The following is a 13170-nucleotide window of genomic DNA, read 5'->3' as shown; positions in this document are numbered from 1 at the left end:
TCCTCGTTCCCGCACCCAAGCATAGGAGAGAACGCCTCCCCTGCGCGAACGTCCGGTTGATCAAAATATCTGGTCACACGATGAGCCGCCGAGGCGTTGGCAGAAAACAGCAACAGGCTCGTGCTTAAAGCTCCAACGAACTTGACGACGTTAGGCATTCCAGCTTCCTCCAGCCAGTGCCCGGTTGATGCTCTCCGCCGCGTCGCGGCCTTGCGCGACGGCCGAGACCGTCAAATCGTCGCCGCCGAAGATGCAGTCGCCGCCGGCCCAGACATTGGCGAGCGAGGTGCGGCCTTCCGCATCGACCTTGATGCGGCCGGCTTCAAGATCGATCGAGGCGCCGCTTCCATTAAGCGCGGCCGGCACAAAGCTCTGGCCGATGGCCTTGAACACCTGGTCGGCGGTAAGCGTCAGCGTCTCGCCCGTGCCGGCAAGCCTGTCCCCGTTCATAGCGGTGTATTCGAGCTCGATGCCCGACACTTTGCCAGCCTCGGCGATGACCCGCTTCGGCTGCAGCCAGTGGCGGATGGTGACGCCGTTGGCCGCGGCCAGATCCTGCTCGAACTCGGAGGCGTTCATGTGCTCCTGGCCGCGCCGGTAGCAGATCGTCACCTCCTCGGCGCCGAGCAGCTTCGACTGCACCGCGGCATCGATCGCCGTCATGCCGCCGCCGATGACGACGACGCGCCGGCCGACCGGCAGGCTCGCGAGATCGCTGGCCTGGCGTAGCCCGGCGATGAACTCGACCGCATTGACAACGCCATCGGCGTCCTCGCCATCCGCGCGCAACGCATTCACGCCGCCTAGCCCCATGCCGAGGAAGACGGCATCGTAATTCAGGATCAGGTCCGACAGCTGGTAGTCGCGGCCGAGCGCCTTGCCGTTATGGATATCGATGCCGCCGATCCCCATGACATAGTCGACCTCGGCCTGGGCGAAATTGTCGATGCTCTTGTAGGCGGCGATGCCATATTCATTGAGGCCGCCGGCCTTCGGGCGGGCTTCCAGAATGGTGACGTCATGGCCCTGGCGGGCGAGCCGGTGGGCCGCGGCAAGACCGGCCGGTCCGGCGCCCACGACGGCGACCGACTTGCCGGTCGATTCAGCGCGCGGATAAAACTGCTTGTGCTCGGCCATGGCGACATCGGTGGCGTAGCGTTGCAGGCGGCCGATCTGCACCGGCTTGCCTTCCGCCACCTCGCGCACGCAGACCTCTTCGCACAGCGTCTCGGTCGGGCAGACGCGGGCGCACATGCCACCCAATATGTTCTGGTCGAAAATCGTCTTGGCCGAACCGATCGGGTTGCCGGTCGATATCTGGCGGATGAACAGGGGAATGTCGATCGAGGTCGGGCACGCATTCATGCACGGCGCATCGTAACAGAAATAGCAGCGGTCTGATTCGACCAGCGCCTCGTGGTGATCGAGCGGCGGATGCAGGTCGGAAAAATTCTCGGCGTACTGGTCGGCGGCAAGCCGGCCGCCGGCAATGCCGTCCTTGAACTGGCCTTCTGGCATCGTCAGTTCCCCATGTTTTCGTTTTGGGAAAGGCTAGCACGTTTTATTTTTTTATCAATTGGTCAATTTTCGACCCAAGCCGCTGAAAAGACTAGCTGATAATATGATTTAGTTGCTCATGTTATGAGTGACGGTTGCGTCCTCAAAGAGGGGAGCGCGACAAGCTCCAAGTCGCGGCAAGCTGTTCCAGGCCAGCGCGAAATGATAGGGCGCTTGAGCACGATGCGCGGCTTTCATTCAACGGAGAAGACGATGACCGATGATAGGGAGACGGCTCACCGGTGGGAGCCCGTGGGAGATTTACCTCTGGCTGCCTGTCAGGTGTGGCGTCTAAAATCCGACAATAACTTTGAGCTGACCGTCGAAGGCGACTTCGGGACATCGGAACGAACTCTCAAGATCGATTTTCAAGGGGTAGTAGCCCTGGCTGCCCATGATGACATGCTGGGACTGACCAAAATCCGTGCGGACACCTCGATCCCATTGATTGGATCTGGCAGGCAAGCCTCCTACAGGTGGCCGATCCTGCGAGTGGAGAACTCGCATTGGTTGCGATCGACACTTGGCCCGACAGTAGACTGTACGCATTTTCTGCTGCTCAGTCTCGAATGCACGGTTGAGGTCATTGCTCGTGAAGCCACTCCTTCTTGGATCTGATCACCCGAGGAGCGAAACGCCTTGAAACCGCATACGCTCCGGCACAGGCCAAGATTGGTGGCTGTTCGCTACGAAGGTGCCAGCTGTAGGCTGGCATCTGAGGGGCCGCCATGAATCGACCTGATCTCGTCGGCAACCAGTTGCTGCAGCCGCCACAGATTGCGGTCGCGGATGCCGAATTCCTCGAGGTGGCTGACGGTGTTGTAGAGATATTCCGCACCCGAGCCGACATGGCCGCAGGCCCGCGCCAACACCCGCGCCACCCGATCTAGCGGCTGCCCAAGCGAGGTTCCCCTGCCCGTCACCCCGACCCAGAAGCCGAGCGCCCGTATCCGGCCCTGCTCCGTGCGCACGGGAACCCACCGGACCGAGCTGACACTCTCATGGTCGTCGATCTCGCGCCGCAACAATCTTTCGATCTGCTGCGGCTTGTCGCCGTCGGGCAGGCGGTAGATGACGCCGTCGCATCGGCCGCCGCGTTCGAGCGCCATCATCAGCCCCGGCTGCGCGACGCTGCCGCGCCAGCGCACCATGTCGAGGCAGAAGGAGCGATGCCAGCCAAACGCAGTGGCGCGCTGGCGTTCGACGGGCTCGAAAGCCGGCTTCCAGATCAGCGAGCCATAGGCGAACACCCATAACGGCCCCGCATCGGCTTCGTCGGAGAGCCGTAAGGCAAGCGTGCGAAAATCCTCATCGTTCAGCTGCGTCCAACTGCAGTCGGGTCCGGGATCGACCTCTTCGCGATGACACAGTGACACAAGCTCAGGCGTGAGCGACATAAGGCGCATGAAACGACTACCCCTCGTTTGCCCAAGGAAAGTCGAAAACCGCCGCACGTGCAAGGCGTCGGTGGGGCGAAGTGCGGAACGATGTGTCAACGCAGCCGTTGAATTTTCTCCGGTTCGCTGTCGGATTCGCGTCGCTGAAAACGTCCTTTGATGGATCGGACGACGATCTATGCATAGGTGAGGAGACCGAGAATGCCGAGATCCCCAATGCCCTTCTTCTGGTACGAGTTGATGACCAGCGACCTCGATGCGGCGCAAGCGTTCTACACCAGCGTGGTCGGCTGGCGGGCCGAGCCCTTCGACAAGGCGCCCGGCATGCCGCGCTATATCGTGGTGAACTCCGCCGAGCGTGGCGTCGGCGGGCTGATGACCCTGCCCGAGGAAGCAGCCAGGACGGGTCTGAAGCCGGCCTGGTTCGGCTATATCCACACCAGCGATACCGATGCCTCGACCGAGGCACTGAAAGCCGCCGGCGGGGCTGTTCACCGCGAACCCGACGACATTCCCGGCGTCGGCCGCTTCTCCGTCGTCGCCGACCCGCAAGGCGCCGCCTTCATGTTCCTGCAGCCCAGTGGGCCCGACCAGCCCGTCCTTCCGGCAACGACGCCGGGCCATGTCGGCTGGCACGAGCTTTATGCGGCCGACCGCCAGAAGGCCTTCGATTTCTACTCAAGCCAGTTCGGCTGGACCGATGCCGGTAGCATGGACGTCGGCGAGATGGGCATCTATCAGACCTTCTCGGCCGGCCCTGAATCCGGCGGCGGCATCATGAACAAGCCGCAACCGCTGCCGGTGCCGGTCTGGCTGTTCTACTTCAATGTCGGCGCCATCGACGCAGCCGCCAAACGCGTCACCGACAATGGCGGCAAGATCGTCATGGGTCCGATGCCGGTTCAGACCGGCCAATGGATTGCCCAGTTCACCGATCCGCAAGGCGCCTATTTCGCGCTGATCGCGCCGGGCCGCTGACCCCCTCCGGTACTCGCCTGCACGGAAACTGCTCTCATCGCACTGCCGGTGCGATGAGAGGCGCGTCCGGGCGCGGTCACTCCGGCGCCAGCACCGCGACTTTGAGGTTCTCTTTCCTGGCGCCGCTGAGCTGGATCGTGGCTGCGCCAGGCGTCAGCTTGAAGCGCACGCTCTTGCGGATGCCGGGGCAGGTCTTCACGCCGCTGAAACCCGCTGATTTCACGGCTTGGCCATCCTGAATGACGTCGACCCAGGCCTCCTCGGACAGGCTGATCTGGAGCTCTCCTTCCGCTGGCACGGCCACGTTTGCCGTCGCGCCGAACGTGCCGGCTGCCGGCGCGCGTTGCGGTGAGACCGTGAAGCTGACCGCATCGACGGGCTCCAGCGCCATATCCGCGGCTTCGCCGAAAGCAAGAGAGGCACCGGACTGCGCGGCGGGCGCTGCCGGAAACAGTTCCTGCTCGCGTGTCACCGGCCATTTGAAGGCATCGCAGCCAGCATCAGCGGCCATGGCGAAACTGGTGCTTGCGAGGATTGCGAACAGGCTGATGGCGGCTTTTTTCATGGCGAAGGAACCCGTCTGGTTTGGAGTGTCTACTCGCAGATATACAACCTTAACGAGATCTATGCAACCATAACGAGAGCAAATTTCGAAGTCAGACTGGAAATAATTGCAATCACCGATTGTTGATGACAGGCCATGGGAAGTGAATGGTCCAGCGCCGGGTGATGATTTATGGCCGGGCCACATGGTTGGAAAAATGGAGTTTAGATGAAGCTTTTTGACGGTCTCGCCAGATTTCAGCCGCAGGCACTCGGCGTCCTGCGCATCATGACGGCCCTGCAGTTCCTCGAGCATGGCTCGCAGAAACTGTTCAATTTTCCGGTCAGCGCCGAGCCTCACGCTCTTATCGGCCTGACGGCGACGGCAGGCATCCTGGAGTTCGCCGGTGGCATCCTGCTGGCGCTCGGTCTGTTCACCCGCCCGGTCGCGTTCCTTCTGGCCGGCGAGATGGCCATCGCCTATTTCATGGCGCACTATCCGCGCGACTTCTTCCCGGTCAACAACGGCGGCGATGCGGCGATCTCCTTCTGCTTCATCTTCCTCTATCTGGTGTTTGCCGGCGCCGGCGCTTTCGCGCTCGACAACCGCCGCAGCACCTGACGCGCCTAATGCATGTCGCCCAAAAGTGCGCAGCGGTTTTGGGATAACGACTTGCACCAAGAATCTGAAGCGCCTCGGCGAAGCCGAAGCGCTTCAGGCGCGCATTCGCTCGAAGTTCGCGTCAAAGAGCGGCGCTGCCTGAACGCGCGCCGCGTGGCGCTTGCCCAAAAGTTCGATTTCGAAGCCGTCGCTCTTGTCTGCGATCTCCTTCGGCACATAGCCGATGGCGACGGATTTCTTCGAGTGATGCGCATAGCCGCCCGACGTTACCCAGCCGCGCACCGCGCCATCGTACCAGATCGGCTCGTCGCCGATGACATCGGCATCGTCGGCATCGAGGATAAATGTGCGCAGCCTGAGCTTGCCGCCCTGCTTGCGCTCGGCAAGAGCGCCGGTTTTACCGATGAAATCGGCATCCTTGCCATAGGCGACGAAACGGTCGAGCCCGGCCTCCAGCGGCCCGTAGATCGGCCGGTATTCGCGCGCCCATGAGCCGTAGTTTTTCTCCAGCCGCAGCCCATTGAGCGCGCGCGAGCCGAACAGGCCGAGGCCGAATTCCTCGCCTGCCGCCATCAACGCCTGGAAGGCAGCGCGCTGATATTCCGGCGCCACCCAGATCTCGTAGCCGAGATCGCCGGTGTAGCTGACGCGGCCGACCAGGCACGGCGCCGTGCCGATGTCCATTTTCGCGACCGCCATGAAGGGGAATGCGGTGTTGGCGACATCCGCGCGGCTGACCTTTGCCAGCACCTCCCTCGCCTTGGGCCCCGCAATGGCGAGGCCGGTCAGCCTCTGGCCCAGCGCCTCTATGCGCACTGAGCTATCCGCAGGTAAATGCGCCTCGAACCAGCGCATATGATATTGCTCGGCAATGCCGGAGCCGGCGATGAACCACTCGGTCCCGTTGGAATTGGGGGCACCGATATTGGCCAGCGTGAAATCGCCGATGAGCTTGCCGTCATCCTTCAGCATCGGCGCCAGCGTCATGCGGCCTGGCTTGGGCAACTTGCAGGCAAAGATCAGGTCGAGCCAAGCGGCCGCCCCTTCTCCCGTCACCTTGTATTTGGCGAAGTTCGAAATCTCCGCCAGGCCGACGCTCTCACGAACAGTCGCGACCTCATTGGCGACATGGGTGAAATCGCTGGACCGCCGCCACGAGAACTCGTCCTTGACACCCTCGGGCGCAAACCAGAGCGGCACTTCCAGCCCATAGGACACGCCCCATTGCGCGCCCTTGGCCGACAGCAGATCATAGATCGGCGTCGTCTTCAGCTGCCGCCCGGCGGGCAGCTCCTCATTGGGGAAACGGATCGAGAAGCGGCGCGAATAGTTCTCGCGCACCTTGGCATTGGTGTAGGCCATCGTCGCCCAGTCGCCGTAGCGCGCGACATCCATCGCCCAGATGTCGGCGCCGGGATCGCCCTCGATCATCCAGTTGGACAGCGCCAGGCCGACGCCGCCGCCTTGTGAAAAGCCCGCCATGACGCCGCAGGCGACCCAGAAGCCGGGAAGGCCACGCACCGGCCCAACCAGCGGATTGCCGTCCGGCGCGAAGGTGAAGGGCCCGTTGATGATCTGCTTGATGCCGGTCCTCTCGAAGGCCGGGAAATGGCGGAAGCCGACTTCGAGCGACGGCGCGATGCGGTCGATGTCCGGCTCCAGCAATTCATGACCGAAATTCCACGGCGTCTGGAATTCGGACCAGACCTTATTGGCCTTCTCGTACGTGCCCATCAGCATGCCGCCGCGCTCCTGGCGCAGGTACAGCTCACCATCGAAATCGACGGCATGGATGATCTCGGTCCCCGTCTTGGCGTTCCACGCCGCCACCTCGGGCATATCCTCGGTGATCAGGTACATGTGCTCCATTGCCAGCACCGGCAGCTCCAGCCCGACCATGCGGCCGACCTCGCGCGCCCATAACCCGCCGGCATTGACGACATGCTCGGCCACCACTTCGCCCTTGTTGGTGATGACGCGCCACATGCCGTCGGGCCGGCGCACAATGTCCTCGACCTTGGTGAAGCGCTCGACCTCGGCGCCCAGTTTCCGCGCGGCCTTGGCATAGGCATGCGTCACGCCGGAGGGATCGAGATGGCCGTCCTCCTTGTTGCGGACGGCGCCGACGAATTGTTTCGGGTCGAGCAGCGGCATCAGCTCGGCCGCTTCATGGGCCGATATTTCTTCGAGCTCGATGCCGAGGTAACGCCCTTTGGCGACGACGCCGCGCAGCCAGTCGAGCCGCGCCTCGGTCGCCGCCAGAAGCACGCCGCCGGTCAGATGCACGCCGGTCGCCTGTCCCGACAGCTCCTCGATCTCCTTGTAGAGCGAGATCGTGTATTTCTGCAGCTTGGCGACGTTGGGGTCGCCATTGATCGTGTGCATGCCGCCGGCCGCATGCCAGGTCGAGCCGGAGGTCAGCTCGTCGCGCTCCAAAAGCACGACATCGGTCCAGCCATGACGCGCCAGATGGAACAGCACGGAGCACCCGACGACGCCACCGCCAATGACCACGACCTTTGCATGCGATTTCATGAGTTTTGCTCTGTTATCAACGAGTTGAGGAGATAAGGTGAATCAGAAAGGCAGCGCCGCGCGCCGATGTTGAAAAAGTCATGGCTCGCCCTGCCCGATCGCTTCCTTGCGCCTGGCCACATACGCCTCCAGCGCCTCGCGCACGGCGATGTCCATCACCGGCTCGACATAGTCTTCCAGCGCCTTCTTCCACAGCCGCGTCGCGCGCGCCGTGGTGTCGAGGCCGCCGGCTTCCTGCCAGGCCTCGTAATTCTGCCAGTTGGACAGCATCGGCTGGTAGAAGGCGGTGGCATAGCGTTCCAGCGTGTGCGGTTCGCCGAAGAAATGGCCGCCGGTCGGCACCGCGCCCAGCGCCTCGACCGCAAGCTCCGCCTCGTCGACGACGATCGGGCGCAGGAACTCCATCATGTGCTGGATCATCTCGACATCAATGATGAGCTTTTCGAACGATGCCGTCAGCCCGCCCTCCTGCCAGCCGGCGGCATGATAGACGAGGTTGCCGTGGCCGAGCACAGCGCCCCACAGCGCCATCAGCGTCTCGTAGGCGCCTTGCGCGTCCGCCGCATTCGATGCCGACCCCGGTGTCGTGCGGTAGGGCAGATTGTAGCGCCGCGCCAATTGCCCCGAGGCGATGTTGGCCTTGGTGTTCTCCGGCGTTCCGAAGGCCGGCGCGCCCGACTTCATGTCGACGTTGGAGGTGAAGGCGCCGTACATCACCGGCGCGCCGGGGCGCACCAGTTGCGTCAGCACCACGCCGAACAGCGCCTCGGCATTCTGCTGCGCCAGGGCGCCGGCGAGCGTCACCGGGCTCATCGCGCCCATCAGCGTGAACGGCGTCACCGCCACCGACTGGCCGAACTCAGCCATGGTCATCAGCCCTTCGGCCATCATCTCGTCGAAACGCCGCGGCGAGTTGACCGAGATGATGGTGGCAATGCCGGGATCATCGCGCATCTCGTCCAGCGTCAGCCCGCGCGCGATTGCCATCATCTCGATGCCGTCCAGCGCCCGGCCTCGTCCGATCGCCGAGACATGGAAGGATTTGTCGGTCAGCGTCAGATTGGTGAAATAGGTATCCATGTGCCTGGTGTTCGCCGGCAGTTCCACCGGCGCGCAGACCTGGTTGCCGAGCATGTGGATGCAGTTGAAATGCTGAGCCAGCCGGGTCAGATCGGCATAGTCGCGCAAGTTTCCGGCGCGCCGGCCGCGCTCCATGTCGTGCACATTGGGCGGCCCGGCGACGAGGGTGAAATTGATCGTGTTGCCGCCGAGATGAATGGTGTTGGCGGGGTTGCGCGGCGTCAGCCGGTAGCTGGACTGCGTGGTCTTCAGCGCCTCGGCGACAAGGCCCCGGTCGATGCGGACGTTCGCCGTTGCATGGTCGACCTTTGCGCCCGCCTTCTCGAACAGCGCCAGCGCCCGCTGAGACATCACCTCGATGCCGAAATTTTCCAGAATATGCATCGACGCCTGGTGGATCGCTTCGACCTGGTCGACTGAGAGCATCGCCATCGGCGGATAGGGATTGGTCACCCGCCGCAGTGGAAGTTGCGGGATGGCGGCAGGCCCCCGGTTGCTGGTTCGCTCCGCGCCGCGCTTGCGTCTTGGTTCATTCATGCCTGTCATCAGAGCGCCGGCATCCGGACATCGCTGTCAGAAATCCGCCCTTCGCGGACGTGATTTTAGCCAAGGCGGCATTTTTGAATTCTGACGGAGATAAAGGCGACGCGAAAGGTCGGAATAATGATACAGGCCCACTGAGCGCAGCCAGGCCGGCAAGCCGTTAAGAAACGCCGAAAGATTCCCTTTATGATTTCGGCCTATCCGTCTTCCATGCGTAGTTCGAATTTGAGTAAAATTGTAGCGGTTGGCGTGCTGCTGGCTTTGCCGGCCTGCGCGACGCCGCCCAACCATATCAACGATGTCTGCGCCGTCTTCGACCAGAACGACGGCTGGTTCGACAACTGGCAGTCGGCCGCCGAGCGCGCCTCGCAGAAATACGGCGTCCCCGTCCCCGTGCTGATGGCGACGGTGCGCAAGGAATCCGGTTTCAAGAGCAATGCCAGGCCGCCGCGTACCAAACTGCTCGGCTTCATTCCGTGGAAGCATGTCTCGTCGGCCACCGGTTTCTCGCAGGCGCTCGACGGCACCTGGTCGCAATACCAAAGCGAAACCGGCAGTTGGGCGGCGAGGCGGACCAAGTTTGCCGATGCCGTCGATTTCGTCGGCTGGTATCATTCCAAGACATCAGACACGTTCGGCGTCGCCCGCAACGACACCTACAATCTCTATCTCGCCTACTATCTCGGCTGGACCGCCTACGGCCGTGGCAACCGTGGTGACGCCGGCGTGCAGGGCTATGCCAGGGCGACCGAAAAGATGGCCCGCGACTATGCCGAACAGCTGCAGCAATGCGGCAGCTGACGTTGCCAAGCGGTCTTGCAGCCACGCAGTTTGCGATCGAAGCGGAACTCAGCAATTCATTCGCTTGGGATCAGGTGGAGGATCGACCTCCCTCCCTTTACCGCTGCCGTCGACAGCTTTCGGTCAAACGTCGCCAATTGGCCGTCACGCGCCTTGGCGAGTCCCAACAGATAGCTATCCGTTACCTGTGCCGGGGTGAGGATCCTGGCTGCATCGATGTCGTTGGAACCGACAAGGCTGATCTCGTCAGGCCAGAACTGATGTCCTGAAAGGGCATGCAGCTTGCCGACAACCTGCGCCACCACGGCGGGCGAACCCGGAGAATTGGGGTATTTCGGGTTGCTTACAATCCTGATGACGCCATTCTCGGTAATGGGACATGTTGCCCATGATAAATGCCCGGAGGATTGGAACCACCGATGGGCATCTTCATGCGCGACGTGAGCCGGATCGATCAACGCAATCAACACATTGACGTCGAGCAGGAAGGTCACGGCAATTCGTCGCGAAGCGCATTGACCATTTCGAGATCGACCATCGGGCCGTCGGGCCGCGATGCAAGCAAGGGGATGCCGTTGCGTTCACCGCCGGTCGGGGGCCTGCGCAGTGAGCGGCGAGCCAGATCGGAAATGACGTCGCCAACGCTGCGATCCTGCTGTCGCGCCATGGCCTTGGCCGCAAGTAGGACATCGTCATCGATTGCAAGTGTGGTTCTCACAATATGCTCCCTATGGCGCATCAAACATCACGCATCACATAAAGCAATGGACAGCAATATTCAAGCGAACGTAGCTGTCGTTCCTTGAGCTATGGCGACGCTGCGGCAATGCGCCAACGAGCGGCATTGCCTCTATGGCTGGTCAGCTCGGCTTCTTGCCATGCGGGCGCTTCGGCGGTTCGCCGGCGAAACCGGGGCCGATCCCATCCGGTGCGTCTTCCGGCACGCCCTCATGCGCTGCGTGTTCCCTGTCGAACTTGATCACCGGCTCCATCGTCGCCAGCACATCGTCCGACAGCCAGCACAGGCTCATATGGCCATCGCCGAGATGCTTCACCGGCGGCACCTTGGTCTCGCACAGATTGTCCGGCACCAGCCTCTTGTAGCCGCAGCGCGTCTGGAACGGGCAGCCGCTCGGCGGGTTCATCGCCGACGGGATATCGCCTTCGAGCACGATGTGCCGTTTGACCACGCTGGTGTCGGCGATCGGGATCGCCGACAGCAGCGCCTCTGTGTAGGGGTGATAGGGTGGCGCGAAGATCTGGTCGGTCGTGCCCTGCTCGACGATGTAGCCGAGATACATGACGACGACGCGGTCGGCGATGTAGCGCACGACGGACAGATCGTGGCTGATGAACAGCATCGTCGTCTTGTTCTTGCGCTGGATGTCCATCAGCAGCTCGGTCACCGCCGCCTGCACCGAGACGTCGAGTGCCGACACCGGCTCGTCGGCCACCACCACCTTGGCATCGCCGGCAAAGGCACGCGCCACGCCGATGCGCTGCTTCTGGCCGCCTGAGAGCTGACGCGGCTTGCGCGTCTCGAAGGCCCGCGGCAGCTTCACCAGGTCGAGCAGCTCCAGCATGCGCTTGCGCCGCTCGGCGACATTGTTGCCGACTTTGAATTTTTCCAGCGTGCGGATGATCTGCGAACCGACGGAGTGGCTGGGATTGAGTGTATCGAACGGGTTCTGGAACACCATCTGGATCGACGACACCGTTTCGACGCTGCGCTTCTCGATGCCGGTCGACTGGATCTCCTTGTTGCCCAGCGTCACTGTGCCGGCACTTGCCGTCTCCAGCCCCAGCAGGACCTTGGCCAGTGTCGACTTTCCGCAGCCGGACTCGCCGACGATGGCGACGGTCTCGGATTCGCGCGCCATGAACGAGATCGTCTCATTGGCCTTGACCACGCGGCCTTCGCTGGAGCCGAACACTTCGCTGCCGCCGACCTTGTAGTATTTTCTCAAATCCTCGATCTTGAGCACCGGCGCGCCGGGCACGACCTTCTCATTGACCTTCTTGGCGCCGGGAGGCAGCGCTTCCCAGTCGATCTCGTTGAAGCGCACGCAGCGCGAGAAATGCCCTTCGTGACCGGCGACCTCGATCATCGGGATTTCGGCGGCATTGCAGACGCCCTCAACGAAATGGTGGCAGCGCGGGCCGAAATTGCAGCCCTTGGGCCGCTCATGCGGCAGCGGCAACTGGCCGGGGATAGAGATCAGCGGCCGCGAATTCTTGTCGGCGCCCGGCAGCGGAATCGAGCGGAACAGCCCTTGCGTATAGGGATGGCGCATCCGGTCGAACACGTCCTTGATCTTGCCGGTCTCGACCGCTTCGCCCGAATACATCACCGTGATGCGGTCGCAGGTCTCGAGGATGAGGCCCAGATTGTGCGACACGAAGATCATCGACGTGCCGAACTTCTCGCCCAGCCCCTTGACCAGTTCGACGATGCCGGCCTCCACCGTCACGTCGAGCGCCGTCGTCGGTTCATCGAGCAGAAGCAGCGCCGGCTTCGACAGCAGCGCCATGGCAATGACGATGCGCTGCTGCTGGCCGCCGGACAGCTGGTGCGGATAGGAACGCATCATGCGTTCGGGATCGGGCAATCTCACCGAGCGCACCATTTCGAGCGCCCTTTTGTAAGCCTCTTCCTTCGACACCTTGTCGTGGATCAGCGGCACTTCCATCAATTGCTGGCCGACCTTCATCGCCGGATTGAGGCTCGCCATCGGCTCCTGGTAGATCATGGCGATCTTGTTGCCGCGGATGGAGCGCAACTCCTCGTCGGACAGCTCGCCCATGTCCTTGCCCTGGAACTTGATCTTGCCGCCGACGATCTTTCCGATGTTGGAGAGGTCGCGCATGATGCCGAGCGACACGGTCGACTTGCCGCAGCCGGACTCGCCGACGATGCCCATGGCTTCGCCCGGCATCACCGTGCAGGAAAAGTCCATGACGGCGGGGATCTCGCCCTTGCGGGTGAAGAAGGAGATCGACAGGTTCTCGATCTCGATGATCGGCGCAGCGCTTGGCCCAAGGGTCGGGTTGCCGGGATTTCGAACTGCCTCATTCATGGGTCGCTCCAATCCTATTTTCATGCTCGCGGGCCGA

General features: G+C 62.6%; 12 protein-coding genes. 4 read left to right on the top strand and 8 right to left on the bottom strand.

Going from position 1 to position 13170, the window contains the following annotated elements:
- Positions 1 to 150 precede the first annotated feature (150 nt).
- Positions 151 to 1518: an NAD(P)-dependent oxidoreductase gene (locus tag X726_RS162955; protein ID WP_023668201.1), complete on the bottom strand. Its 1368-nt coding sequence runs from the start codon at positions 1516 to 1518 to the stop codon at positions 151 to 153.
- 213 nt (positions 1519 to 1731) lie between these two features.
- Here X726_RS162955 and X726_RS162960 point away from each other — a divergent pair, with 213 nt between their 5' ends.
- Entirely contained in the window at positions 1732 to 2175 is a 444-nt protein-coding gene (locus X726_RS162960) for a hypothetical protein (protein WP_156940612.1), read from the top strand.
- Between the two features lie 68 nt (positions 2176 to 2243).
- Here X726_RS162960 and X726_RS162965 read toward each other — a convergent pair whose 3' ends face one another.
- Entirely contained in the window at positions 2244 to 2963 is a 720-nt protein-coding gene (locus tag X726_RS162965; RefSeq protein ID WP_023668199.1) for a gamma-glutamylcyclotransferase, read from the bottom strand.
- A gap of 192 nt (positions 2964 to 3155) precedes the next feature.
- Between X726_RS162965 and X726_RS162970 the strand changes: the two genes are divergently transcribed.
- A complete protein-coding gene (locus tag X726_RS162970) occupies positions 3156 to 3932 on the top strand; it encodes a VOC family protein (protein ID WP_023668198.1) in 777 nt (258 codons plus the stop codon).
- 76 nt (positions 3933 to 4008) lie between these two features.
- Here X726_RS162970 and X726_RS162975 read toward each other — a convergent pair whose 3' ends face one another.
- A complete protein-coding gene (locus X726_RS162975; protein ID WP_023668197.1) occupies positions 4009 to 4497 on the bottom strand; it encodes a hypothetical protein in 489 nt (162 codons plus the stop codon).
- A 207-nt stretch (positions 4498 to 4704) separates the two neighbouring features.
- Here X726_RS162975 and X726_RS162980 point away from each other — a divergent pair, with 207 nt between their 5' ends.
- Positions 4705 to 5097: a DoxX family protein gene (locus X726_RS162980; RefSeq protein WP_023668196.1), complete on the top strand. Its 393-nt coding sequence runs from the start codon at positions 4705 to 4707 to the stop codon at positions 5095 to 5097.
- Positions 5098 to 5190: 93 nt separating this feature from the next.
- Here the strand turns inward: X726_RS162980 and X726_RS162985 are convergent, their stop codons facing one another.
- Entirely contained in the window at positions 5191 to 7632 is a 2442-nt protein-coding gene (locus X726_RS162985) for an FAD-dependent oxidoreductase (RefSeq protein WP_023668195.1), read from the bottom strand.
- 78 nt (positions 7633 to 7710) lie between these two features.
- Complete coding sequence (locus X726_RS162990) at positions 7711 to 9249, bottom strand: trimethylamine methyltransferase family protein (RefSeq protein WP_023668194.1); 1539 nt, start codon at positions 9247 to 9249, stop codon at positions 7711 to 7713.
- Between the two features lie 216 nt (positions 9250 to 9465).
- On the opposite strand from X726_RS162990, the gene X726_RS162995 reads away from it, so the two are divergent.
- Positions 9466 to 10056 (top strand): transglycosylase SLT domain-containing protein, encoded by a 591-nt coding sequence (locus X726_RS162995; protein WP_023668193.1) that lies wholly within the window; start codon positions 9466 to 9468, stop codon positions 10054 to 10056.
- A gap of 56 nt (positions 10057 to 10112) precedes the next feature.
- On the opposite strand, the gene X726_RS163000 is transcribed toward X726_RS162995, so the two are convergent.
- The 3 genes from X726_RS163000 to X726_RS163010 form a co-directional block, all read right to left on the bottom strand.
- Positions 10113 to 10550, bottom strand: a complete 438-nt coding sequence (locus tag X726_RS163000; protein ID WP_023668192.1) for a TA system VapC family ribonuclease toxin — start codon at positions 10548 to 10550, stop codon at positions 10113 to 10115.
- Entirely contained in the window at positions 10547 to 10774 is a 228-nt protein-coding gene (locus tag X726_RS163005) for a hypothetical protein (protein ID WP_023668191.1), read from the bottom strand. Before X726_RS163005 ends, X726_RS163000 begins: the two co-directional genes overlap by 4 nt.
- Before the next feature lie 142 nt (positions 10775 to 10916).
- Positions 10917 to 13133: an ABC transporter ATP-binding protein gene (locus X726_RS163010; protein WP_023668190.1), complete on the bottom strand. Its 2217-nt coding sequence runs from the start codon at positions 13131 to 13133 to the stop codon at positions 10917 to 10919.
- Between the last annotated feature and the right edge of the window lie 37 nt (positions 13134 to 13170).

The sequence above is a fragment of the Mesorhizobium sp. LSJC285A00 genome, from assembly GCF_000503155.1.
Lineage (GTDB): Bacteria > Pseudomonadota > Alphaproteobacteria > Rhizobiales > Rhizobiaceae > Mesorhizobium.
This window is presented reverse-complemented; position numbering and strand designations above follow the sequence as displayed.

Bases quoted from the DNA above. Each gene is read 5' to 3' on its own strand.
- X726_RS162995 (WP_023668193.1), top strand. From the start codon at position 9,466: ATGCGTAGTTCGAATTTGAGTAAAATTGTAGCGGTTGGCGTGCTGCTG.
- X726_RS162985 (WP_023668195.1), bottom strand. From the start codon at position 7,632: ATGAAATCGCATGCAAAGGTCGTGGTCATTGGCGGTGGCGTCGTCGGG.
- X726_RS162990 (WP_023668194.1), bottom strand. From the start codon at position 9,249: ATGAATGAACCAAGACGCAAGCGCGGCGCGGAGCGAACCAGCAACCGG.
- X726_RS162975 (WP_023668197.1), bottom strand. From the start codon at position 4,497: ATGAAAAAAGCCGCCATCAGCCTGTTCGCAATCCTCGCAAGCACCAGT.
- X726_RS162980 (WP_023668196.1), top strand. From the start codon at position 4,705: ATGAAGCTTTTTGACGGTCTCGCCAGATTTCAGCCGCAGGCACTCGGC.
- X726_RS163010 (WP_023668190.1), bottom strand. From the start codon at position 13,133: ATGAATGAGGCAGTTCGAAATCCCGGCAACCCGACCCTTGGGCCAAGC.
- X726_RS162955 (WP_023668201.1), bottom strand. From the start codon at position 1,518: ATGCCAGAAGGCCAGTTCAAGGACGGCATTGCCGGCGGCCGGCTTGCC.
- X726_RS162965 (WP_023668199.1), bottom strand. From the start codon at position 2,963: ATGCGCCTTATGTCGCTCACGCCTGAGCTTGTGTCACTGTGTCATCGC.
- X726_RS162970 (WP_023668198.1), top strand. From the start codon at position 3,156: ATGCCGAGATCCCCAATGCCCTTCTTCTGGTACGAGTTGATGACCAGC.